The organism is Acidimicrobiales bacterium (assembly GCA_035512495.1).
In the GTDB taxonomy this organism is placed as follows: domain Bacteria; phylum Actinomycetota; class Acidimicrobiia; order Acidimicrobiales; family CADCSY01; genus DATKDW01.
This window is the reverse complement of record DATKDW010000033.1, coordinates 1-21,579: the sequence shown is the minus strand read 5'-3', so window position 1 is coordinate 21,579 and position 21,579 is coordinate 1. Positions and strand designations below refer to the sequence as shown.

Sequence of the window (21,579 nt, the reverse complement as noted above, 5' to 3'; positions counted from 1 at the left end):
GGACCCGACTCGACGTGAGCGAGGACACCGACTTGAGCCCCGACCCAGACGACCCCGAAGGCCCGGCGCTCGCCGTCTACGCCTACCTGGGGATCCTCCTCGAGTCGATCGTCGCCGCCCTCGCCGACTAAGGCTCACGGGACCCGTCGCCGACAGAGCTTCAGGCGCGGGTCGGGGCTCCCCGGCGGCCGCGGGCGGTTTCCCACCGCTGAGATCGGGAGGTGACCAACCGTCGCTCGGGCCACCGGGGCAGGGCGACGAGCCCCAGGCGCAGCAGCACCAGGCCGGGGAGGCCCACCACCAGGGCGAGGCAGAGGGCGGCCACGATGCCAGAGAGCGGCGCGCCCCCGGCCGGGGTCGCGGGGAGGGCCCGGCCGGCCGACAGCACGACCGTGCCGGCGGAGCCGCCGGGACCGGGCCACCCCGCCTGCACGATGCCCTCGGCCAGCGCCAGCCCGGCGGTCGGCTGGGGGGTGTGTTCCTCGGCGAGCGCCCCGCCAGCCTTGGAGCCAGGATCGGGGACGGTGGAATCGGCCGGCGGCGATGGGGACGGCTCGGGTTGGGGCGGCGGACCGGTCGACGGCTGGGCGGCGACCGGTGGCGACGCGGCTGCTGCCCGGAATGGCGGAGCCGATGGCCGGCGGAACACCTCGACCACCCAGATGCGGCCGTCGTCGGTGCGCACCACGCCCACGCCCACCTCCTCGAGGTCGGGCCTCAGGATGACGTCGCGGTGGGTCGGTGAGGCCATGAAGGCGTCGTGGATGCCCTGGATCTCGCTGCCGACCCCTACGTTCTCGGCCACCACGTCCCACCCCTCGACCTCGGAACCGAGGTTGGGGTTGTGGTAGAGCTCGTCCCGGTCGACCATGCGCTGGGCGTGGCGGCGGGCGACCACGCGGAGGTCGTCGGCGACGGCCAGGGAGATCAGGCCCCGGGCGGTGCGCTCCTGGTTGGCGCGGGCGACGAAGCCGGCTTCGTCGCCGGGCGACGCGGCACGGGCGGCACCGGCGCCGGACGCTGCGAGGAGGGCGACGAGGGCGACGACAAAGACGACGGGGCGACGGGGCGTGTCGATGCACAGACGGTTCGGCGTCGCACCCCCCGTTTCCTGCACGGACCGTGGGTACCGACACGCGCCGTGTCGCTACCTCGGTGGTGGCCCCACGTCCCGACGGCGGGCTGCCAGCCAGTCCGATGCGGAGAAGTCGTCCTCGGCACTGTCAGCCTTGCGCTGGTTGCAGGCGGTGCAGGCGAAGACCAGGTTGGCCAGGCCGTCGGTGCCGCCGAGCGCCCGCGGGACCCGGTGGTCCACGGTGCGCCGCCGAGATCCCTCCCCCTCGAAGGCCACGCCACAGTAGAAGCACGTCGAGCCGCTCGAGCGGTTCCGCGCCGCCATGCGCCACGCCCGCAGCCGCCGGCGTCCGATGGCCCGCACGGCCCGCCACCTCGACCGTGGCGACATCGCTCGGCCGGTCAGGTGGGCGGCTCGGGGGCCGCGCTGAAGGTGGGCGAGAGGTGCGAGGTGTCGTTGAAGCACCGCACGATCCAGCGGTCGCGCGTGACCACCAGGTGAGAGATCGAGCCGTTGTCGGAGCCGACGAAGGCAAAGCCCCGGGCGGCACCCGACGCCAGGGCGATGGCCTGGCCGATGACTCCACCGTGGACGAACACGGCGACGGTCTGGTCCGGGTGAGCAGCAGCGATCCTTCCGATGCCGGCCTCGACACGAGCCGCGAACACCTCGGCCGGCTCGGCGCCGGGGATGACGTCCCACCGCTGCTCGGCCATCATCCGGACCGCGACGGGGTCGCCCTCGGCGACGCGCCGCCGGAACTCGCCGCCCTCCCACTCGCCGAGGTGGACCTCGCGCAGGTCGCGCTCCACCCGAACCTCGAGACCGAGGCGTCCGGCGAGGGGCGCCGCCGTCTCGTGGGTCCGCCGCAGGCTGGTGACGTAGATGGCGGCGATCTCCTCGCCCGAGGCGATCAGCCGGTCGGCCACCAGCTCGGCCTGGGCCACCCCGTTGGGGTCGAGGGGCGGGTCGCCGTGGCCGTCGACGAGCGGAAAGGGCCGCTCGGGCCGGGCGGGCGCCGACTCCCCGTGGCGCACGAGCAGGAGCTCGCAGGCCCCCGGCGGCGGGGTGAACCTCGGCTGTCGATACTCGGGTGCGTCGCTCATCACCAGCAACGCTAGGACGGCCGGCGTCGGTACCCTCGCCAGATGCCCCTGACGACGCGCGTGACCGTCGACGGGGGCGTGGCCCTGGAGGCCAGCGTCTGGGACGGGTCGGGCCCGGCGTTCCTGCTCGTGCACGGCCTGGCGTCGTGCCGGGCCCTCTGGGCCGCCGTGGCCGGCCACCTCGCGGACCGAGGCCACGCGGTCACCACCCTCGACCTGCGCGGCCATGGCGCCAGCGACGCGCCGGCCACCGGCTACGACATGGCCACGGTCGCCGCTGACGTGGTGAGGGTGATCCACGGCCTCGGGATCGAGGCGCCGGTTGTGGCCGGTCAGTCGTGGGGCGCCAACGTGGCGATCGAGGTGGCCTGGTCGACCCCCGGGGCGGTGGGGGGTGTGGCCTGCATCGACGGCGGGTGGATCGACCTCCGGTCGCGGTTCCCCGAGTGGGAGCGCTGCGCCACCGCGCTCGCCCCGCCGATCACCGATGGGATGCTGGCCTCGGCGCTCGAGGCCAGGCTGCGCGCCGCCCACCCGGACTGGCCCGACACGGGCATCGCCGCGGTGCTGGCGTGCTTCGACCACCGCGCCGACGGCACGGTCAGCCCCCGTCTGCCCCTCGAACGCCACCTCGACGTCCTCCACGGGCTCTGGGAGCACCGCCCCGGCGACCGCTACCCGGAGATGCGGGTGCCCGTGCTGCTCGTACCCGCCGGCCGGCCCGGCAACGACGGCGGCCCGGCACCGGCGGTGGCCGCCGCCGAGGCCGCCCTCCCGCGCAGCCGGACGGAGTGGGTCCTCGGCGACCACGACCTCCACGCCCAGCGCCCGGCGCTCGTGGCCAACCTCCTCGCCGGCGCCGTGGACGACGGCTTCTTCCCGGGGCGGCGATGACCGCGACGCCGACCGCCTTGCCGCGCCTGCTCACGATCATGGGCTCGGGGGAGACCAGCCCCACGATGGTCACCGTCCACCGCCGGCTGATCGATCGGCTGGGCCCCCCGCCGGTGCCCGCCGTGCTCCTCGACACCCCCTTCGGCTTCCAGGCCAACGCCGACGAGCTGTCGGCAAAGGCCGTCGCCTACTTCGCCACTTCGGTGGGGCTCGACATGGAGGTCGCCGGCCTCCGCCGCGTCGACGACGGCGACACCGTGGCGGTGGAGCGGGCGTCCGCCGGCCTCCGCCGGGCCCGCTACGCCTTCGCCGGGCCCGGCAGCCCCACCTACGCACTGCGCCAGTGGCGAGGGTCGCCCGTGCCAGGCGTGCTGGCCGAGAAGCTCGAGCGGGGCGGGGCGGTCACCTTCGCCAGCGCCGCCGCCCTCACCCTCGGGGTGGTCACCGTGCCCGTCTACGAGATCTACAAGGTCGGCGCCGAACCGCACTGGCTCGAGGGCCTCGATCTCCTCGCCCTGGCGGGCCTGCGGGCCGCCGTCATCCCCCACTTCGACAACGCCGAGGGCCGGAACCACGACACCCGCTTCTGCTACCTGGGCGCGGAGCGCCTGGCCCTCCTGGAGGCGGACCTTCCCGACGGGGCCTTCGTCCTCGGGGTCGACGAGCACACGGGCCTCGTCCTCGACCTCGACGCCGGGAGCGCCGAGGTGGTGGGCCTGGGCGTGGTGACCGTGCGGGTAGACGGCCGCAGCACCGAACTCCCCTCCGGCACCACCGTGGGCATCGAGGAGCTGGCGGACATCGCCGCCGGTCGCGGGGAGACCGGCGACCGGTCGGACGGAGGGGCCGACGTCGCCGGCCGTGTCACCGCCGACGCCACCGGCACCGGGAAGGCGGCCTCGCCCCTCCTCGATGAGGTCGCCCGCCTCCAGGACAGCTTCGACGCTGCCGTGGACAGGGATGCCGGGGCAGCGGCAGCCGCCGCCCTCGAGCTCGATGAGGTGCTCGTTCGGTGGGCCTCGGAGTCATTCGCCGAGGACGAGGCCGAGCGGGGGCGGTCCGCCCTGCGCTCGATGGTGATCCGCCTCGGCGAGCTGGCGGAAGAGGGCGTACGGGACCCGGCCGAGGTCGTGGCGCCCTTCGTGGAAGCGCTCCTGTCGGTGCGCGACGCCGCCCGGGACGCCCGCGACTGGTCCACCGCCGATGCCGTGCGCGACCGCCTCCTCGCCGCGGGCGTCACGATCAACGACAGCCCCTCGGGCACGACCTGGTCCCTCGACCGCTGAGGGGGAGGAGCCCCTGGGGCCGATGGGGAGCGACCGGCGACGGCTGCTACCGTGGCCCCGCCTCCGACGGCGCCGGCCCCCATCGTCCAGCGGCCTAGGACGCCGGCCTTTCACGCCGGTAACACGGGTTCGAATCCCGTTGGGGGTGCAACGTCGCCTAGTGTGTTCGGCGGCACCACGGTCCCGTGGAGCAGTCTGGAGTGCTCGCCACCCTGTCAAGGTGGAGGCCGCGGGTTCAAATCCCGTCGGGACCGCCAGGAGCGCGACCCCTCGGGGCCGTGGTCCCCGGTCGGGTAGCTCAGTTGGCAGAGCGCGCGCCTGAAAAGCGCGAGGTCACCGGATCGACGCCGGTCCCGACCACCACAAAGGCCCTGGTCAGACGGTCAGGGCCGGTCGTCGAGCGACCGCAGCGCGTCCTCCACCCCACGGTGAAAGGTCGGGTAGGCGCAGATCATGCGGCGGAGCTGCTCCACGGGGACCTCAGCGTGGACGGCCAAGGTGAGCATGCCGAGCACCTCGCCACCACTCGGGCCCATGCTGAGGGCGCCGACCACGACGCCGCGGCTCCCGTCGACGACGAGCTTGATCAGACCTTGCCGGACCGGTGGAATCCAACCTCGCGCCGTGCTCGGGACGTGGGCAGTGCCGCCGACGTACCCTGAGGCCGTGCTCCGCGCCGAGCAGCCAGAACAGGGGACCGGCACCGCCGCGCGCGACTGCTCGCAGGGCCATCCGAACCCGTTCGGTCACCCCTACTGCGGGAAGTGCGGCGAGCATCTCATCGGGCAGCCACCGCCGATGTGGACGGGTCCCGCCGAGGCGATGGCGGTCATCCGACATCCGCCGCACCTTCGACGGACCCTGCTGACCGCCCTCATCGTCGGGACCCTCCTGTTCTGCATCAACCAGCTCGATGTGGTGCTCGCCGGCGACGCCACCTCGACCGTCTGGTTCAAGGGCGCGCTGACCTACCTCGTCCCGTTCGCGGTCACCAACGTCGGGATCCTCATCGCCACGCACAGACGCCGATGAGTGGAACGAGCTCCCGCTGCTCCTTCTGTTCGTGCGGATCCTCAGCCGCCTCGGTTTGACCAGCGGACCCCGACACCGCCGCCAGCCGCAGAACGCCAGGTATGCACGTGCAGTAGACGCGCGCCAGGTCGCGGCACCTAGACCTGGGGTGCCGCAGATCAGGTGACGGCGGCGAGCGCCGCCTGGAACCGAGACTCGAGTGTGCCTGCGAGCGAGTCTGGAACCCGCTCGTCGTTTCCGCTCTGGTCAGTGGATGCGAAGAGGTCTGCCTTCACACCGATGGCCTGGCTCCAGCCGTGCAGCAGGTGGACTGGCGTCCACAGCGCTACACGCTCCTCGTCGAGAGCGAACTCGCGGCGGTAGGCCCTTCGGTAGGCCCGTCCCAGCATGGGCCCCGCGGCCCGAAGCGCGAGCCGCTCCGAAGCACTCCCCGCGGCCAGCCAGGCGACGCTGAACAGGAGCAGGGTTCGGGCCACGTCGCCATGCCGGTCGCCAACGCCGGCATCGGTCCAGTCGATGAGCTGGAGGCCTCCAGGGCCAACGATCACGTTGAGCGGATGAAAGTCGCCGTGGCACACCGTTGGTGGCCCGCCTCGGAGCCGCGGGGCGATGACCTCTACGTCGGTGAGCGCACGTCGGAGAGGCTCGTGGTCCAGTCGCTCGGCGGTATCCCGGGTTAGGGCCAACCGCCGGTCGAGCAGGTCATCCCCTGGAGGAAACCCGTCGGGATCGGCCCGGTGAACCTGGGCGTGAAGCTTCGCAAGCTCACCCATCAGCGAGCGGAACCGCCACGGCGACGAGAGAAGCACGGCCAGCAGCATCACCCCTGGCGCCCGCTCCATCACCTGGGCCGGTCGATCGAACGGTTCGCCCGGTTCGAGCACCTCGAGTACACGGGGAACCGGCAGGCCGGCCTCCGCGCACCAGTTCTGGATGGTCATCTCGCGGAGAGCAATGTCGAAGCGGTCCACGTCTGGCTTGATCCGCAGGACGAGCGGCCCTCGCCAGCCCTCGGGCACGTCGGAGCCGGTCAATGACACGAAGTGAATCTCGCTGTCGAACCCGTCACCGCTGGTCTCGGACGTTCCTTTGAGCTCCACATCGTTACCGAACCGGCCCCGCAGCCAGTCGACTAGCACCTGACCGGGATCGGAAGTCGGAGCTACCTCGCGATCGGATGACACAACTGCAACCATAACGACGCCGGTCCCGACCACCACGAGACCTACGAACGGGTCGCCAGCACGACCGTCAGCCCGCCGGTGGGCGAGCTCTGGAGCTCGCAGCGCTCGAAGAGGCGCCGGGCGACCCAGACGCCGTAACCCCCGGCGGAGCCCTCAGGCGGGCCGGCGTAGCCGAGCAGCACGTCGTCGACTCCCTTGCCCTGGTCGTCGACCACACAGGTGAGCTCGTCTCCGCGGGGCGCCCACACTCGCAACCGGGCGGTTCCGCCACCGTGCACGAGGGCGTTGGTGAGCACCTCGTTCAGCGCGAGCACCAGCTCGTGGATGCGTCCGTCCGCCATCCCGCTCCGGGCTGCCGCGGCGGCGAAGGCGTGGCGCGCGGGCCGAGGATCAGCCTCGACGACCAGGTCCACGTCGGGCTCCGTGTCAGGGACGGACGTGATCGGCGGCAACAGCCGGAACAGGATCTCCGGTTCGACGTAGGCGTCGCTCCGCCGGGTGGCGGTTGTGGTCAGCAGGTAGGGGTGGGTCCGGCGGGCGTCCTCGACCACGGTGGCTGGGAGGGTTCGGGAGTCGTACGGGCACACCACCGTGGCGTTGTGGCGACCGAGCACGGCGTTGAGCGCCGCCTCGTAGCGTGTCCAGGCCACCCACTCCGCCTCGGTGGAGCCGAACTCGACCTCGCCGATCACGAACGCCCTGGTGCCCGGCGGGAGCCCGTCGAGGATGGCTTCGTACCCGGCGATGGTGGAGACCGGGTGCTCGTACCACGCGGCGGCGTCGACGACTTCGATGTCGTCGAGGCTGCCACCGAGGCCACTGCGGAGGAGCTCGGCGTTGCGGCGCGGGACGACCGCGCGGACGTCGTCGCCAGCCCCCCGAGCCGTCTCGAGCAACGGGACGAAGGCCACCAGGTAGTCGTCGTCGGAGTCGTAGATGAACGCCTGGTGCTCGAAGGAGCAGGAGGACCGGTGGTCTGCGAGTGCGGACACTTCGTCCACCGTACCCACGGGTGCCCGAGAGCGATCGCAGCGAGGGGCACGGAGCCGTGCTCAGCCCGTCGCCGAGACCTCGGCCCAGCTCGGAAGGCTGGCGTCCTTGGCCGAGAGCTGGGCCTCGTCAGCCAGGTCGACGGGCAGCGGCCACGGGATGCCGAGCTCGGGGTCGAGGGGATCAACGGCGACGCCGGGCATTCCCGGCTCCCACTCCCGGTCGAAGCAGTACAGGTACTGGGTGGACTCGGCCAGCGCTTGGAAGCCATTGCAGACGCCAGGGGGCACCAGCACCTGGGTGCCAGGGCGGAGCACGGCGGTGACCACCCGGCCCCGGGTGGGTGAGTCCCGCCGAGCGTCGAGGTAGGCGCCGAAGGCCTCGCCCGAGGCCACCGCCACCAGCTTGGTCATGTCCTCGCCGTGCAGGCCCCGGATGGCGCCCCGCCGGGTCTCCGTCACGTTGACCTGGGCCCACGGGGGCGACGGAGGCAACCCGAGTGCCTCGGCGTAGGCGCCGGCGCGGTAGAGCTCGCGCACCGCCCCGCGGGGCTCGGCGACCGTCTTGACGGTGATGGTCCAGAGACCCTCGACCTCCGTCGGGCTGGCCTCGAAGGGGGTGACACCCACGGCGCTCACGCCAGCCCGAGGGCGCCGGGGAGCTCCCGATGGTCGGCGATCACCAGCTGAGCTTCGGGCTCGGGCCGGGTGTCGTCGTCGCTGATGCCCGTGTAGCGCACCGCCGTCATCCCCATGGCGAGGGCACCGGCCACGTCGGTGCGACGGATGTCGCCCACGTGGGCCGCGCGCTCCGGGGCCACGCCGCCCAGCCCGGCCAGGGCGTGCTCGAAGATGACCCTCGAGGGCTTGTAGTGGCCGACGTCGTCGGAGAACGACCAGTGGTCGAACAGCTCGAGCACCCCGTGGCGCTCGAGGTGGGCCCGCAGCGTGGTCGACGGTGTCATCCCGACGTCGCAGATGATGCCGAGCCGCAGTCCCGCCCCCGCGAGCTCGCGCAGGCACTCCTCGACGCCGTCGGCAAGGTGCAGCGCGGCGTGCTCCCCGGCAGTGGTGAAGGCATCCACCAGCGACCGGGCGACGTGGGGCGGCACGTCGAAGCCGAGGCGCTCCAGCATCTCCTCGGCAGCGTGGACGGCGCGGTACTGCTGGTTGGTGGTCCAGTGCTGGACGAAGCGTTCCCAGGACTCCTTGAACACGGCGTCGAGCAACGACCGCTCCATGGCGAAGCCGGCCTCCTCGAGCAGACCGGCCCAAGCCTCCCGACGGCGACCCGCGGTGTGACCGGCCTCCTCCCACACAAGGGTGTTCCAGAAGTCGAAGGTCACGACCTCGACCCGGCGCGGCGCCATCGTCTCAGCTGCGGCGCGCGTCGTCGTGGCCGACGCGCACCACGCCCTCGGCGCGGGCGGCGGCTGCGACACCGTCGGCCACGAGCTCGACGACCTTCTTGTTGAACACGCTCGGCACCACGTAGCTCGGGGAGAGCTCGTCGTCGGGGACGGCCTCGGCGATGGCGGTCGCCGCCGCCAGCTTCATCCCCTCGGTGATGGTGGTGGCGCCGGCGTCGAGGGCACCCCGGAAGATGCCGGGGAAGCACAGCACGTTGTTGATCTGGTTGGGGTAGTCGCTGCGCCCGGTGGCGATGACCGACGCCAGGCCGGCAGCGTCCTCGGGGAGGATCTCCGGATCGGGGTTGGCCAGAGCGAAGACGATGGGGTCGTCGTGCATCACCCGCAGGTCGTCGCGAAGCAGGAGGCCGGGGCCGCTCACGCCGACGAACACGTCGGCGCCGGGCATGACCTCGTGGATCGCCCCAGTCCGGTGTTCGGGGTTGGTGTGCTCGGCGAACCACTGCTTCGACGCGTTGAGCCCGCTGCGACCGTCGTACACCGCGCCCTTGCGGTCGACGCCGATGACGTTCTCGACGCCGGACTGCATCAGGATCTTGGCGATGGCGACCCCGGCGGCGCCGACACCGGCGATGACCACCTTGAGGTCGGCCATCTTCTTGTCGACCAGCTTCAGGCTGTTCTGCAGGGCGGCGAGGACCACCACGGCGGTGCCGTGCTGGTCGTCGTGGAACACGGGGATGTCGAGGCGGTCCTTGAGCCGCTCCTCGACCTCGAAGCACCGCGGGGCGGCGATGTCCTCGAGGTTCACGCCACCGAACACCGTGGCGAGGCGCTCGACCGACTCGATGATCTGCTCGGCTCCGGCGTCGACCTCGCCCGCGGCGGCGTCGGGGTTCGGCCGGTCGACCTCGAGGCAGATGGGGAAGGCGTCGATGCCGGCGAACTCCTTGAACAGGAGCGCCTTGCCTTCCATGACCGGCAGGGATGCGGCGGGGCCGATGTCGCCCAGGCCGAGCACTGCCGTGCCGTCGGTGACGATGGCGACGGTGTTCTTCTTGATGGTGAGGTTGTGGACTTCGCTGGGTCGGGCGGCGATCGCGTTGCAGACCCGGGCGACGCCGGGCGTGTAGGCCATGGACAGGTCGGATCGGTCGCGCAGCGGGATCTTGGAGCGCACCTCGATCTTGCCGCCGGTGTGGAGCAGGAAGGTGCGGTCGAGGACGCTGACCAACCGCACACCCTCGAGGGCGCCGACCGCCTCACCCAGGGCCGTGGCGTGGGCCTCGTCACGGGCGTCGACGGTGAGGTCCTCCAGCAGGGTCTCGCCGGCGGCGTCGACGATGTCGATGGCCACGATGTTCCCCCCGGCGTCCCCGATCGCCGTCGCCACCCGCCCGAGCGTCCCCGGCCGGTCGTCGACCTCGATGCGGACAGAGACGGAGTAGGCGGCGTTCGGAGTCCCCATAGAAGCAGCGAGGCTACTGCCGCCTCAACACCCACCCCCAAGCGGAACCGGAGCCCAAGCGCGACGACGCCCCTCCCCAAAACCGAGAGGAGAGGCGATCGTGCGTCTCGACCCCTATCGCTCCTCGGTCGACATCTCCTCGAGGCAGCGCTTGATCTCGCTGGCGCGGAAGCGGCGGTGGCCGCCAAGGGTCCGGATGGCGGTGAGCTTGCCGGCTCGAGCCCACCGGGTGACCGTCTTGGGGTTCACACGAAAGAGCTGTGCGACCTCAGAGGGGGTGAGCAGTGCCTCGGGGGCATTGAAGTCATCGTTCTGGGCCATCTGAGTCTCCGTGTGAGTCGTTGTGGTGGGATGGTGGGGGACGGGCGCCGAAGGGACGTGTGTCCTTTTCCTCCCCCAATCTACGACTGGTCGCCATTGCAGCCAATGGCTCGGTCGGGCCATTTGCCGGACCCGAACGGACTAGTCACTACCCGAGGTGGCGCGGCGCCATTCACCACCACGGTCGCCCCGTCTCGCGCGTGGGTACTCTCGGACCGTGACGGCCGTCTACGAGGAGCTCGGGGGAGCAAGCCACGAGCGCGTCGTGCGGTGCTCCGACGACGCCGCCGGTCTGCGGGCGATCATCGCCGTGCACTCCACCGTGCTCGGCCCCGCCCTCGGCGGCACCCGCTTCCGCCGGTACCGCTCCGACGACGACGCCCTCGACGACGTGCTGCGCCTGGCGGCCGGCATGACCTCCAAGGCCGCGGTCGCCGGCCTCGACCTCGGTGGCGGCAAGGCGGTGATCCTCGGCGACCCCGCCGTCGACCGGACCGACGAGCTCATCCGGGCCTACGGGCGGGCCGTCGACCACCTCGCCGGGACCTACCTGACGGCCGAGGACGTCGGCACGACCCAGGCCGACATGGACCTCGTCCGGACCGTGACCAGGCACGTGACCGGGGTGAGCGAGTCCCTCGGGGGGTCGGGCGACCCCTCCCCCGCCACCGCCCTCGGCGTCCGGTGCGCGATGTCGGCCGTCGCCGCCGATCTCTGGGGCGACAGCTCCCTCGAGGGGCGCCGCATCGTGGTGAGCGGGGTGGGCAAGGTCGGCAGCGCCCTCGTGGGCCACCTCGTGTCGGCCGGCGCGGTGGTCAGCGTGGCCGACATCGACCCGGCCGCCGCCGGGCGCATGGCGGCGCGACACGGCGTGGAGGTCGTCGGGGTGGCCGATGCCCACCGCACCCCCTGCGACATCCTCTCCCCCTGCGCCCTCGGTGGCGCCTTCAACGCCCAGACCATCCCCGAGCTGGCGTGCGCCGCCGTGGTCGGCTCGGCCAACAACCAGCTCGCCGAGCCCGACGACGCCAGCCGCCTCGCCGACGCCGGGGTCCTCTACGCTCCCGACTACGTGGTGAACGCAGGAGGGGTGATCAACATCGCCGAGGAGCGGCACCGTGACGGCTACGACCGGGAGCGGGCTCACCGTGCGATCGCCCGGGTCGAGGCCACGACCGCCACGGTCCTGGCCACGGCCCGAGCCGAGGGGATCACGACCACCGCCGCCGCCGACCGGGTGGCCGAGGAGCGCCTCGACGCGGCGAGGAAGACACCGCACCACCACGACTGAGCGAGCAGGGGGCACTCATGGCCAGCACCATCGACCGCGGCACCACCGGTGAGGGGGCCGCGGACGACGATGGGGGCCGGGGGGGGACCTACCGTGGCATGCCGACCGACGAGCTCGTCGCCGACCTCCGTCTGGCCTGCACCTCGAGGGCAATCGACGACCGCCAGCTCGGCATGCAGAAGCAGAGCCGAGTCTTCTTCCAGATCTCCGGTGCCGGTCACGAGGCACTGGGGCTGGGGCTGGCCCGGCACCTCCGCCCCGGCTACGACTGGTTCTTCCCCTACTACCGCGACCAGGCACTGGTCCTGGGGCTAGGCGTCTCCCCGCTCGACATCCTGCTCCAGGCCGTGGGCTCGGCCGACTGCCCCTCCTCGGCCGGTCGCCAGATGCCGAGCCACTGGGGCTCGACCGAACTCCACATCGTCAGCCAGTCGAGCCCCACGGGCAGCCAGTGCCTCCCTGCCGTGGGCTGCGCCGAGGCCTCCCGCTACATCTCCCGACGGCCGCAGATGGAGGGCTGCCACGCCCACGGCGACGAGGTCACCTACGTCTCACTCGGCGAAGGGGCGACATCAGAGGGAGAGTTCTGGGAGAGCCTCAACACGGCGTGCACCCTCCACCTCCCCGTGGTGTTCGTCATCGCCGACAACGGCTACGCCATCTCCGTGCCCTCGACCGATCAGGCGCCGGCGCCCGTGGCCGAGCTGGTGCAGGGCTTCCGGGGCCTCGCCGTGCACCGCATCGACGGCACCGACTACCCCGCGGTCCGTGAGGCGGCGGCGCGGGCCATCGCCAAGGTGCGCGCCGGCGAGGGTCCCGCCCTCATCCACGCCATGGTGACCCGGCCCTACTCGCACTCCGGCGCCGACACCCAGAGCAAGTACCGCCTGCCCCAGGAGCTCGAGGTGGAGGCCCTCTTGGACCCCATCGACCGCCTCGAGCGCGAGCTGATCGAGGCGGGCGTCATCACCAAAGACGAGGCGGCCGCCATCCGCGACGACGCCAAGGCGTCGGTGGGTGCGGCAGCCCGCCAGGCCATGGCCGGCACCCGCCCCGACCCGGCGACGGTTGGCGAGCACGTCGTCGCCCTGCCTGACGTTGCGCCCCACGAGGAACCTGGCGACGGGGAACCGGTCACCTTCGGCGCGGCCATCCGCCTCACCCTCCACGAGCAGATGGAGGCCGACGAGCGCATCCGGGTCTTCGGGGAGGACGTGGCCGACGCCCGTGAGGCGGTGCTGGCCGAGGTCGAGGGCAAGGGAGGCGTCTTCGGCACCACCTTGGGGTTGCAGAAGGCCTTCGGCCAGGCCCGCTGCTACAACACCCCCCTCGCCGAGGCCAACATCGTCGGCCGGGCGATCGGCCAGGGGCTGCGGGGGCTGCGGCCGGCGCCGGAGATCCAGTTCTTCGACTACATCTGGCCCGCCATGCAGCAGATCAAGAGCGAGGCAGCCACGCTGCGCTGGCGATCGAACGGCGCCTACCGCTGCCCGATGGTGCTGCGCGTCCCCATCGGCGGCTACCTCACCGGCGGGTCGATCTGGCACTCGCAGTGCGGGGAGTCGATCTTCACCCACATCCCGGGCCTGCTCGTCGCCTTCCCCTCCCGGGCGAGCGATGCCTCGGGGCTGCTGCGCTACGCCTTCCGCTGCGAGGACCCGGTGCTCTTCCTCGAGCACAAGCACCTGCTGCGCCAGCCCTACGCCCGCGACCCTCTGCCCGGACCCAACCACGTGATCCCGTTCGGGCGGGCGACCTATGTGCAGCGCGGTACCGACCTGACCATCGTCACCTACGGCGCCACCGTCGAGAAGAGCCGTCAGGCGGCCGCCCGCCTCGCCGAGGAGCAGGGCGCGTCGGTGGAGATCGTCGACCTCCGGTCGCTGGCCCCGTGGGACCACGACCTCGTCGCCGAGTCGGTGGCCCGGACGGCCAAGGTCCTCGTCGTGCACGAGGACGTCCTCACCGGCGGCTTCGGTGCCGAGGTGGCGGCCTGGGTCGGCGCCGAGTGCTTCGCCGACCTCGACGCCCCGGTGCGGCGCGTCGGCGCGCTCGACAACCACGTGCCCTACGAGCCCACCCTCGAGACCGCCACCCTGCCCCAGGTGGACGACATCGTCGCCGCCGCACGGGACCTCATCGCCTTCTAGTTCGACACCCCGTCGCCCCCGGGTCGCACCGGGTGCGATCATCGGGTCATGGACGCTCGCACCGCGCTGGCGCGCGACATCTTCACCACGGCCCACCTCACCGGCGAGTTCACGCTGCGGTCGGGCGCCACCTCCACCGAGTACTTCGACAAGTACCTCTTCGAAGCCCAACCCGCCCTCCTCGGGCGCATCGTCGAGGCCCTCGCGCCCCTCGTACCCGACGGCACCGAGGCCCTCGCCGGCCTCGAGCTGGGCGGGATCCCCATCGCCACCCGCCTCTCCCAGGTGACGGGCCTGCCCGCCCTGTTCGTGCGCAAGGCGGCCAAGACCTACGGCACCTGCCGTCTTGCCGAGGGTGGTGAGCTCGAGGGACGACGCCTCACGGTGGTGGAGGACGTCGTGACCTCCGGCGGGCAGGTGCTGACGAGCTGCGGTGACCTGCGCGCGGCCGGCGCCGAGGTGGCCACCGTGATCTGCGTCATCGACCGGGAGGCCGGCGGTCGCAAGGCCTTCGACGCCGATGGCCTCGAGCTGCGAGCCCTGTTCACGATGTCGGAGCTCAAGGCCGCCGGAGGCTGATCAGCCCACCCGGCTCCCGCACGACCAGCACGAGAGCGGCCGCGGCCGACACCGCAACGAGCACGGCGACGGTGCCCGCCACCACCCGGGCGCCTCGGGCCCGCTCACCGGCCGGGTCGTAGCGAAAGCCCTCGATGGCGGCGAACTGCTCGTCGTCGAGCACCAGATCGTCGCCGGCACCCGACACGTCGTCGAGGTACACCGCTGCGTCCCGGTCGCGCGCCACGTGGAGGGCGATGCGCTCCCCGCCGACGAGGGCAGGGACGACCAGCACCGGGACCGGCCCCGAGCCGTCACCCGGCCGGAAGGTGCGCTGGCGGACCGCGCCCGCCCGGCCGCCCACCACCGCCCCCTCAACGCCGGCGTGGGCCAGGGCGCGCTCGGTGAACGCCCGGGCATCATCGGCAGTCATGGCCGGGGACGGGCGTCCAGCGGCGTAGAGGCCGGCAACGACCAGGACCCCCACCACGACCACCGCCACGGCGACCAGGGACGCGACGCCGACCCGTGCCCCCACGGCGTCAGTCGTCATCGATCCCGCACTCGACACGTCGGCGGTCGCGGCGGCGGCAGCGGCCGACGGCGTCGAGGGCCAGCAGCTCGTCGACCCGGCGGAGCAGCGCGTCGACCTCGAAGGGCTTGCCCACGACGTCCAAGGCGCCGAGGTCGTAGGCGCGTCGCTCGGCGGCCTTGTTGCCCACCAGGGCCGACAGCACCACCACGGGCACCTCTTCCGGTCGATCCCGCAGCGCGACGAGGACCCCCCACCCGTCGAGGACTGGCATCATCAGGTCGAGCAGGACCAGGTCGGGCAGGTGGCCGGTGAGGCGGTCGAGCGCCATGCGACCGTCGGCGGCGAGCAGGACCTCGTGGCCGTGGGCCTCGAGGCTCAGCCGGACCACCATCAAGATGTCGGGCTCGTCGTCGACGACGAGGATGCGGGCCACGTCAGCTGGCGTGGCGCGGGACGAGCTCGACGCGCCCGGTTCCGGGGACGACCTCACCGATCTCCATGGCCCGGTGGCCGGCGGCGCGCAACACGTCGAGGGCCTTGAACGCGTCGGCGGCGGGGACGGCCACGACCATCCCGATCCCGAGGTTGAACACGCGGGTCATCTCGGTGTCGTCCACCTCGCCTGAACGTTGGATCTCTCCGAAGATGCGGGGGACCTCCCACGTCTCGCGCCGGACCACGGCGTCGGCCCCCGGGGGCAGGACCCGCGCCAGGTTGCCGACGATGCCGCCCCCGGTGATGTGGGCGACCGCCCGCACGTCGACGGCGCGCTGCAGGGCACCGATGGCCGGGGCGTAGATGACCGACGGCTCGAGCAGCTCCTCGGCCAGGGTCCGGGAGGACCCGGGGAAGGCAGGGTCGTCGAGGCGACGACCGGCCACCTCCAAGAGCACCCGTCGGGCAAGGGAGTACCCGTTGGACCGCAGGCCGGGCGAGGGGAGGCCAAGGAGGACGTCGCCCGGCCCCAGGTGCTCGCCCGTGATCAGGCGGTCACGCTCGGCCACGCCCACAGCGAAGCCGACGAGGTCGAACTCGCCGGGCTCCATGGCGCCGGGGTGCTCCGCCATCTCCCCGCCGATCAGGGCGCACCCGGCCTGGCGGCATCCCTCGGCAACGCCACCGACGAGCGACTCGATGTGGTCGGGGTCGAGGCGGCCCACAGCGATGTAGTCGAGGAAGAACAGCGGCTCCGCTCCCTGGCACACCAGGTCGTCGACGCACATGGCGACGAGGTCGACCCCGATGGTGTCGAAGCGCCCGGTGGCCTGGGCCACGAGTGCCTTGGTGCCCACGCCGTCGGTTGCGGCCACGAGCACGGGGTTGCGGTAGCGCGACCGGTCGAGGGCGAAGAGGCCCCCGAAGCCGCCGATGTCGCCGATGACCTCGGGGCGGAAGGTGGAGCGGACCTTGTCCTTGATGCGCTGCACGGCTGCCTCGCCGGCATCGATGCTGACACCGGCGGACTCGTAGGTCTCACCCAAGGGGCGGCACCTCGATCTGGTGGAGCTCCCGCTCCGTTCCGCCCATGGGCATGTCGTTGCCCTCCAGGACCCCCTTGCGCAGGGTCACCGGCACCTCCACCGGATAGCGCCCGGTGAGGCAGGCGTCGCAGAAGCCACCACCGGTCGCTCCAGTGGCCTCGGTGAGGCGGTCGAGGGTGATGTAGACGAGCGAGTCGGCGCCCACGTACTCGCGGATCTCGTCGACGGTGAGGTTGGCGGCGAGGAGCTCGGAGCGCTCACCGGTGTCCATCCCGTAGAAGCAGGGCCAGCGGTAGGGCGGCGACATGATCCGGAGGTGCACCTCGGCGGCACCAGCCTCGCGCAGCATTCGGACCACCGCCTTCTGGGTGGTGCCCCGCACGATGGAGTCGTCGACGACGACCAGGCGCTTGCCCTCCACGTTCTCGCGGATGGGGTTGAGCTTCATGCGCACGGCGTTGGCCCGCAGCGCCTGCGTCGGGGCGATGAAGGTGCGCCCGATGTAGCGGTTCTTCACGAAGGCGTCGCCGTAGGGGATGCCCGATGCTCGGGCGAAGCCCTGTGCCGCGGGCACCCCCGACTCGGGCACCGGGACCACGATGTCGGCGTCAACCGGCGCCTGGCGGGCGAGCTGCTCACCCATGCGCTGGCGGGCGGCGTGGACGCTCTGGCCGTAGAGGCGGCTGTCGGGCCGGGCGAAGTACACGAACTCGAACAGGCACAGCTTGGGGTCGATCTGCGAGCTGTCGAACGGGTGGATCGACCGGTAGCCCGTGGCGTCGATCACCACCATCTCCCCCGGCTCGAGCTCGCGCACGAAGTGGGCGCCGACGATGTCGAGCGCCGGCGTCTCCGAAGCCAGCACCCAGCCACCGTCGATCTTGCCGAGGCACAGGGGACGGAACCCGTTCGGGTCACGCACGCCGATGAGGTGGCCCTGGTCGACGAACACGAAGGAGAAGGCCCCCTCCAGGCAGGGGAGCACGGCGGTGAGGGCGTGCTCGAGCTCGCGCCCGTCGCTGCGCTCACCCGTCCGGCCGATCTCGGCGGCGAGGAGCTCGGCGACGAGGTCGCTGTCGCTGCCCGTGCCCGTGCCCGGAAGCATCCCCGCCTCCGCGGCGAGCGCCTCGGTGTTGGTGAGGTTGCCGTTGTGGCCCAGGGCGAACTCGGCCGACTCGACGTCGCGGTACACCGGCTGGGCGTTGCGCCAGGTGCTCGACCCGGTGGTGGAGTACCGGGTGTGGCCCACGGCCACATGGCCCACCAGCGAGGCCAGGCGCCGCTCGTCGAACACGTTGGTGACCAGGCCCATGTCCTTGTCGACGAAGATCGACTCGCCGTCGGACACCGCCATGCCGGCAGCCTCCTGCCCACGGTGCTGGAGGGCGAACATACCCAGGTAGGTGAGCTTGGCCACCTCCTGGCCAGGGGCGTAGACGCCGAAGACGCCGCATGCCTCCCGCGGCTTGCCGAGATCGCCGCCCAGCAGGTCGTCGTCGATCTCGATCGGGTCGGCGCGCGTCACTGCTCCATGGTGCCACGACCACGCCGCGATCCGGCGATCCCGGGCATCCACCGCCGCCCCGGAACCTTCCGGCCGGAGGGTCAGCCCGAGACGCTTCCGGCCGCGAAGGCGGTCGGGAGGGTGTCGCGCCAGGCGGTGACCACTTCGTCGACGGCGACGTCGACCAGGTCGTCGACGCGCAGGCGGTCGCCGGCGACGGTGCCGAGCTCGGCGACGGGCACACCGGCCTGCTCGCAGCGGGCACGCACGGCGTCGAGCCGATTGGGGGTGACGCACAGCACCACCCGGGATGCCGCCTCGGAGAAGAGCTCGCCCACCCCGTCGAGGCCACGCACGTCGACACCCAGGCCCGAACGGGCGACGAGCTCGCCGAGGGCGCCGGCCAGGCCACCGTCGGCTACGTCGTGGAGGCCGGCGACGGCACCGTCGGCCACCAGGCTCCGCACCACGTCGGCCACGGCCGTGTGAGCCTGCAGGTCGAGCTCGGGCAGGGAGCCCACCGGCCGGCCGCCGCCCGAGGCTCGGGCGGCGAAGCGGGAGCCGCCCAGCTCCGACGAGCGGGGCCCCACCAGCAGGAGGTGGCCGCCGTCGACCAGGCCCACCCCAGGCGGCCGGCGGTCGAGGCGGTCGACCACGCCGAGGAGGCCGATCACCGGCGTGGGGTCGATGTCGCGGCCCTTGCTCTCGTTGTAGAGGCTGACGTTGCCGCCGATCACCGGCACGCCGAGCGCACGGCAGGCGTCGCCCATGCCGTCGATCGACTCCGACAGCTGCCACATGACCTCGGGGTGCTCGGGGTTCCCGAAGTTGAGGCAGTTGACGACGGCCCGGGGCCGAGCGCCCACGCACGCCAGGTTGAGGACAGACTCCGCCACCACCATGGCGGTGCCCGCGCGGGGGTCGACGGCGCACCAGCGGTGGTTGCCGTCGGTGGTCAGCGCCAGGCCACGACCAGTGTCGGCCCCGGTGGTGGGGTGCTTGAGGCGCAGCACCACGGCATCGCCACCGGGGCCCTCGACGGTGTTGAGGAACAGCTGCGAGTCGTACTGGCTCGACACCCAGGAGGTGTCCATGAGCGAGTCCAGCAGGTGCTCGGTCGCATCGGCCGCCTCGATGGCGGCGGGGTCGACGCCCGCCACCGGGGCCGGGCGTTCGAGCGGGCGCTCGTAGAGCGGGGCGTCGTCGTGGAGGGAGGAGGCGGGGATGTCGGCGAGGGGCTCGTTCTCGAACCCGTCGTGGATGCGGAGCCGACCGGTGTCGGTGACCCGGCCGATGACGCTGGCCCGCACCTCCCAGCGCTCGCAGATGGCGAGCACCTCGTCGAGGCCGTCAGGCTCGACGATGGCGAGCATGCGCTCCTGGGTCTCGCTGGTCATGACCTCGAAGGGCTCCATGGCCGGCGCCCGGCGGGCCACGGCGCTGATGTCGACGTCCATGCCGACCCCGCCGCGGCTGGCGGTCTCGCTGGTGGCACCGGTGAGGCCGGCGGCGCCGAGGTCCTGGATGCCGACCACCAGGCCCGCATCGAGCAGGGCGAGGCACGCCTCGATCAGACGCTTCTCCTCGAAGGGATCGCCCACCTGCACGCTGGGCCGCTTGGCCTGCTCGTCCTCGCCCTCGGCGAAGCCGGCGCTGGCCAACACGCTGGCCCCGCCGATGCCCTCGCGGCCGGTGGCCGAGCCGAGCAGCACGGCCAGGTTGCCCACGCCCGACGCCTGGCCAAGCACCAGGCGCTCGGTGGGCAGCAGACCGAGGCAGAGCACGTTGACGAGGGGGTTCTCGGTGTAGGTCTCGTCGCAGACGACCTCGCCGCCCACGGTGGGCACGCCCACCGAGTTCCCGTAGCCGGAGATGCCGCTGACGATCCCCTCGAGGATCCAGCGGCTGCGGGCGTCGTCGAGCGGGCCCACACGCAGCGGGTCCATGAGGGCGATGGGCCTGGCGCCCATGGTGAAGATGTCGCGCAGGATGCCGCCTGCCCCGGTGGCCGCCCCCTGGTAGGGCTCGATGGCCGAGGGGTGGTTGTGGCTCTCGATGCGGATGGCGGCGGCGATCCCGTCGCCCACCTCGATGACCCCGGCGTTCTCACCCGGCCCCACCAGGACCCACTCGGCCTCAGTGGGAAGGCGCTTGAGGTGGGTGCGCGACGACTTGTAGGAGCAGTGCTCCGACCACATGACGGCGTACATAGCCAGCTCGAGGTGGTTGGGGGCGCGACCGAGGATCCCCTCGATGTCGGCGGCCTCGTCGTCGGTCAGCCCGAGGGCCCGGTGGAGGGCGTCGTCCATGGCCGCACGTTACCGGCCCGCCGCGACCTCCCCATCCTGGCGCAGAAGCGACTATCGGAGATGGATCGGAGGCGTACAATGACCTGAGTTGCAATTCGACTATCACCGTGCTCTACATTCGTTGCATGGCAGCAGCGAAGAAGCGCACCGTGACCGATGAGCACAAGGCCGCGATGGCCGAAGGACGCACCCAGAGCCGCAAGGTCGCGGCCTACCTGGAGGGCCTCGAGTCAAACAAGCCCAAGCGGGGTCGCAAACGCACCGCGGAGTCGATCGACAAGCGGCTCGCCGCAATCGACGAGGACATGACATCGGCCAGCCCGATCAAGGCGCTCTCTTTGATCCAGGAGCGCCGCGACCTCATCGACGAGAAGAGCCGCATGGGTGAGACGGTCGACCTCACCGGGCTCGAGGAGGACTTCATCGAGGCTGCCGCCGCCTACGGGATGCGCAAGGGCATCAGCTACGCCGCCTGGCGTGAGCTCGGCGTACCCGCCGCCGTGCTGAAGAGCGCTGGCATCTCCCGCGCCGCCGGCTGAGCCCGCCCCTCCCCACCCGGCCCGCGGGCGGTCGCGACCCGCACGCGTGCGAGACTGAGCCCATGCGATTCGACGTGCTCGTCGAGGTGCGCCTGCGCCCCGGCATCGCCGACCCCCAGGGCTCCACCATCGAGCGCTCGCTGCCCACGCTGGGCTTCGAGGGCATCTCCGACGTCCAGGTGGGCAAGGCCATCCGGCTCGCCGTGGAGGCGGCGGACGCCGACGAAGCCCGCCGCCGGGTCGACGACCTCTGCGCCCGCTACCTCACCAACCCGGTGATCGAGGAGGCGGTCGTCACCCTCGAGCCCGCCGTCGGCGCCGGGGTCACGTCGTGACGGTCGGTGTTGTGCTCTTTCCGGGCTCCAACTGCGAGGCCGACGCCATGGAGGCGATCCGCAGCCTCGGCGGGGACGCCGAGGTGCTCTGGCACGGCGACGACGACCTCGGTCGGGTCGACGCGGTGATCGTGCCCGGTGGCTTCGCCCAC

The 21,579-nt window shown here is 72.2% G+C and carries 23 protein-coding genes and 3 tRNA genes; 11 read left to right on the top strand and 15 right to left on the bottom strand.

Annotated features, from left to right (window positions below):
* Nucleotides 1-160: 160 nt before the first annotated feature.
* Genes VMN58_03985 through VMN58_03975 form a run of 3 tightly spaced genes read right to left on the bottom strand, consistent with a single transcriptional unit; the run spans nucleotide 161 to nucleotide 2,181 of the window.
* Nucleotides 161-1,117 carry a CAP domain-containing protein gene (locus tag VMN58_03985; protein HUF32351.1) on the bottom strand — a complete coding sequence of 319 codons (957 nt, stop codon included), beginning with the start codon at nucleotides 1,115-1,117 and terminating at the stop codon, nucleotides 161-163.
* Nucleotides 1,118-1,147: 30 nt separating this feature from the next.
* Entirely contained in the window at nucleotides 1,148-1,438 is a 291-nt protein-coding gene (locus tag VMN58_03980; GenBank protein HUF32350.1) for an HNH endonuclease signature motif containing protein, read from the bottom strand.
* A gap of 38 nt (nucleotides 1,439-1,476) precedes the next feature.
* Nucleotides 1,477-2,181, bottom strand: a complete 705-nt coding sequence (locus VMN58_03975) for a histidine phosphatase family protein (protein HUF32349.1) — start codon at nucleotides 2,179-2,181, stop codon at nucleotides 1,477-1,479.
* A gap of 42 nt (nucleotides 2,182-2,223) precedes the next feature.
* Between VMN58_03975 and VMN58_03970 the strand changes: the two genes are divergently transcribed.
* The 5 genes from VMN58_03970 (at nucleotide 2,224) to VMN58_03950 (ending at nucleotide 4,724) form a co-directional block, all read left to right on the top strand.
* Nucleotides 2,224-3,075, top strand: a complete 852-nt coding sequence (locus VMN58_03970; protein HUF32348.1) for an alpha/beta hydrolase — start codon at nucleotides 2,224-2,226, stop codon at nucleotides 3,073-3,075.
* Between the two features lie 17 nt (nucleotides 3,076-3,092).
* Complete coding sequence (locus VMN58_03965; protein HUF32347.1) at nucleotides 3,093-4,361, top strand: hypothetical protein; 1,269 nt, start codon at nucleotides 3,093-3,095, stop codon at nucleotides 4,359-4,361.
* Nucleotides 4,362-4,436: 75 nt separating this feature from the next.
* A tRNA-Glu gene (locus VMN58_03960) sits at nucleotides 4,437-4,509 on the top strand.
* Nucleotides 4,510-4,540: 31 nt separating this feature from the next.
* Nucleotides 4,541-4,618 (top strand) — tRNA-Asp (locus tag VMN58_03955).
* A gap of 30 nt (nucleotides 4,619-4,648) precedes the next feature.
* Nucleotides 4,649-4,724 (top strand) — tRNA-Phe (locus VMN58_03950).
* Nucleotides 4,725-4,744: 20 nt separating this feature from the next.
* On the opposite strand, the gene VMN58_03945 is transcribed toward VMN58_03950, so the two are convergent.
* Nucleotides 4,745-5,065 carry a hypothetical protein gene (locus VMN58_03945; protein ID HUF32346.1) on the bottom strand — a complete coding sequence of 107 codons (321 nt, stop codon included), beginning with the start codon at nucleotides 5,063-5,065 and terminating at the stop codon, nucleotides 4,745-4,747.
* Between VMN58_03945 and nrtS the strand changes: the two genes are divergently transcribed.
* Complete coding sequence (gene nrtS, locus VMN58_03940) at nucleotides 5,028-5,393, top strand: nitrate/nitrite transporter NrtS (GenBank protein ID HUF32345.1); 366 nt, start codon at nucleotides 5,028-5,030, stop codon at nucleotides 5,391-5,393. The genes VMN58_03945 and nrtS overlap by 38 nt on opposite strands.
* Nucleotides 5,394-5,551: 158 nt before the next feature.
* On the opposite strand, the gene VMN58_03935 is transcribed toward nrtS, so the two are convergent.
* The 6 genes from VMN58_03935 to VMN58_03910 form a co-directional block, all read right to left on the bottom strand.
* A complete protein-coding gene (locus tag VMN58_03935) occupies nucleotides 5,552-6,577 on the bottom strand; it encodes a phosphotransferase (GenBank protein HUF32344.1) in 1,026 nt (341 codons plus the stop codon).
* A 41-nt stretch (nucleotides 6,578-6,618) separates the two neighbouring features.
* Entirely contained in the window at nucleotides 6,619-7,569 is a 951-nt protein-coding gene (locus VMN58_03930; protein ID HUF32343.1) for an anti-sigma factor RsbA family regulatory protein, read from the bottom strand.
* Nucleotides 7,570-7,629: 60 nt separating this feature from the next.
* On the bottom strand, nucleotides 7,630-8,196 hold the full coding sequence (gene rfbC / locus VMN58_03925) for a dTDP-4-dehydrorhamnose 3,5-epimerase (GenBank protein HUF32342.1): 567 nt from the start codon (nucleotides 8,194-8,196) through the stop codon (nucleotides 7,630-7,632).
* A 5-nt stretch (nucleotides 8,197-8,201) separates the two neighbouring features.
* Nucleotides 8,202-8,936 carry an HAD family hydrolase gene (locus tag VMN58_03920; GenBank protein HUF32341.1) on the bottom strand — a complete coding sequence of 245 codons (735 nt, stop codon included), beginning with the start codon at nucleotides 8,934-8,936 and terminating at the stop codon, nucleotides 8,202-8,204.
* A gap of 4 nt (nucleotides 8,937-8,940) precedes the next feature.
* Nucleotides 8,941-10,404: an NAD-dependent malic enzyme gene (locus VMN58_03915; GenBank protein HUF32340.1), complete on the bottom strand. Its 1,464-nt coding sequence runs from the start codon at nucleotides 10,402-10,404 to the stop codon at nucleotides 8,941-8,943.
* 114 nt (nucleotides 10,405-10,518) lie between these two features.
* Nucleotides 10,519-10,725 (bottom strand): BldC family transcriptional regulator, encoded by a 207-nt coding sequence (locus VMN58_03910; GenBank protein HUF32339.1) that lies wholly within the window; start codon nucleotides 10,723-10,725, stop codon nucleotides 10,519-10,521.
* A 217-nt stretch (nucleotides 10,726-10,942) separates the two neighbouring features.
* Here VMN58_03910 and VMN58_03905 point away from each other — a divergent pair, with 217 nt between their 5' ends.
* The 3 genes from VMN58_03905 to pyrE are packed head-to-tail and all read left to right on the top strand — an operon-like array spanning nucleotide 10,943 to nucleotide 14,745.
* Nucleotides 10,943-12,016, top strand: coding sequence for a Glu/Leu/Phe/Val dehydrogenase dimerization domain-containing protein (locus tag VMN58_03905; protein HUF32338.1), 1,074 nt, complete (start codon nucleotides 10,943-10,945; stop codon nucleotides 12,014-12,016).
* Nucleotides 12,017-12,033: 17 nt separating this feature from the next.
* Nucleotides 12,034-14,166: a dehydrogenase E1 component subunit alpha/beta gene (locus tag VMN58_03900; protein ID HUF32337.1), complete on the top strand. Its 2,133-nt coding sequence runs from the start codon at nucleotides 12,034-12,036 to the stop codon at nucleotides 14,164-14,166.
* Nucleotides 14,167-14,214: 48 nt separating this feature from the next.
* Nucleotides 14,215-14,745, top strand: a complete 531-nt coding sequence (pyrE, locus tag VMN58_03895; protein ID HUF32336.1) for an orotate phosphoribosyltransferase — start codon at nucleotides 14,215-14,217, stop codon at nucleotides 14,743-14,745.
* Here the strand turns inward: pyrE and VMN58_03890 are convergent.
* The 5 genes from VMN58_03890 to purL form a co-directional block, all read right to left on the bottom strand.
* A complete protein-coding gene (locus tag VMN58_03890; protein HUF32335.1) occupies nucleotides 14,726-15,277 on the bottom strand; it encodes a hypothetical protein in 552 nt (183 codons plus the stop codon). The two genes, pyrE and VMN58_03890, sit on opposite strands and share 20 nt — an antisense overlap.
* Entirely contained in the window at nucleotides 15,267-15,692 is a 426-nt protein-coding gene (locus VMN58_03885; protein ID HUF32334.1) for a response regulator, read from the bottom strand. Before VMN58_03885 ends, VMN58_03890 begins: the two co-directional genes overlap by 11 nt.
* Before the next feature lies 1 nt (nucleotide 15,693).
* Complete coding sequence (purM, locus tag VMN58_03880; GenBank protein ID HUF32333.1) at nucleotides 15,694-16,740, bottom strand: phosphoribosylformylglycinamidine cyclo-ligase; 1,047 nt, start codon at nucleotides 16,738-16,740, stop codon at nucleotides 15,694-15,696.
* On the bottom strand, nucleotides 16,733-18,265 hold the full coding sequence (gene purF, locus VMN58_03875) for an amidophosphoribosyltransferase (GenBank protein HUF32332.1): 1,533 nt from the start codon (nucleotides 18,263-18,265) through the stop codon (nucleotides 16,733-16,735). The genes purM and purF overlap by 8 nt, the downstream gene beginning before the upstream one ends.
* Before the next feature lie 80 nt (nucleotides 18,266-18,345).
* Nucleotides 18,346-20,553, bottom strand: coding sequence for a phosphoribosylformylglycinamidine synthase subunit PurL (gene purL / locus VMN58_03870; GenBank protein HUF32331.1), 2,208 nt, complete (start codon nucleotides 20,551-20,553; stop codon nucleotides 18,346-18,348).
* Between the two features lie 125 nt (nucleotides 20,554-20,678).
* Between purL and VMN58_03865 the strand changes: the two genes are divergently transcribed.
* Together VMN58_03865 and purS are read left to right on the top strand one after the other, a co-directional pair.
* Nucleotides 20,679-21,092, top strand: a complete 414-nt coding sequence (locus VMN58_03865) for a hypothetical protein (protein HUF32330.1) — start codon at nucleotides 20,679-20,681, stop codon at nucleotides 21,090-21,092.
* A gap of 62 nt (nucleotides 21,093-21,154) precedes the next feature.
* A complete protein-coding gene (purS, locus tag VMN58_03860; protein ID HUF32329.1) occupies nucleotides 21,155-21,427 on the top strand; it encodes a phosphoribosylformylglycinamidine synthase subunit PurS in 273 nt (90 codons plus the stop codon).
* The last annotated feature ends 152 nt before the right edge of the window (nucleotides 21,428-21,579 follow it).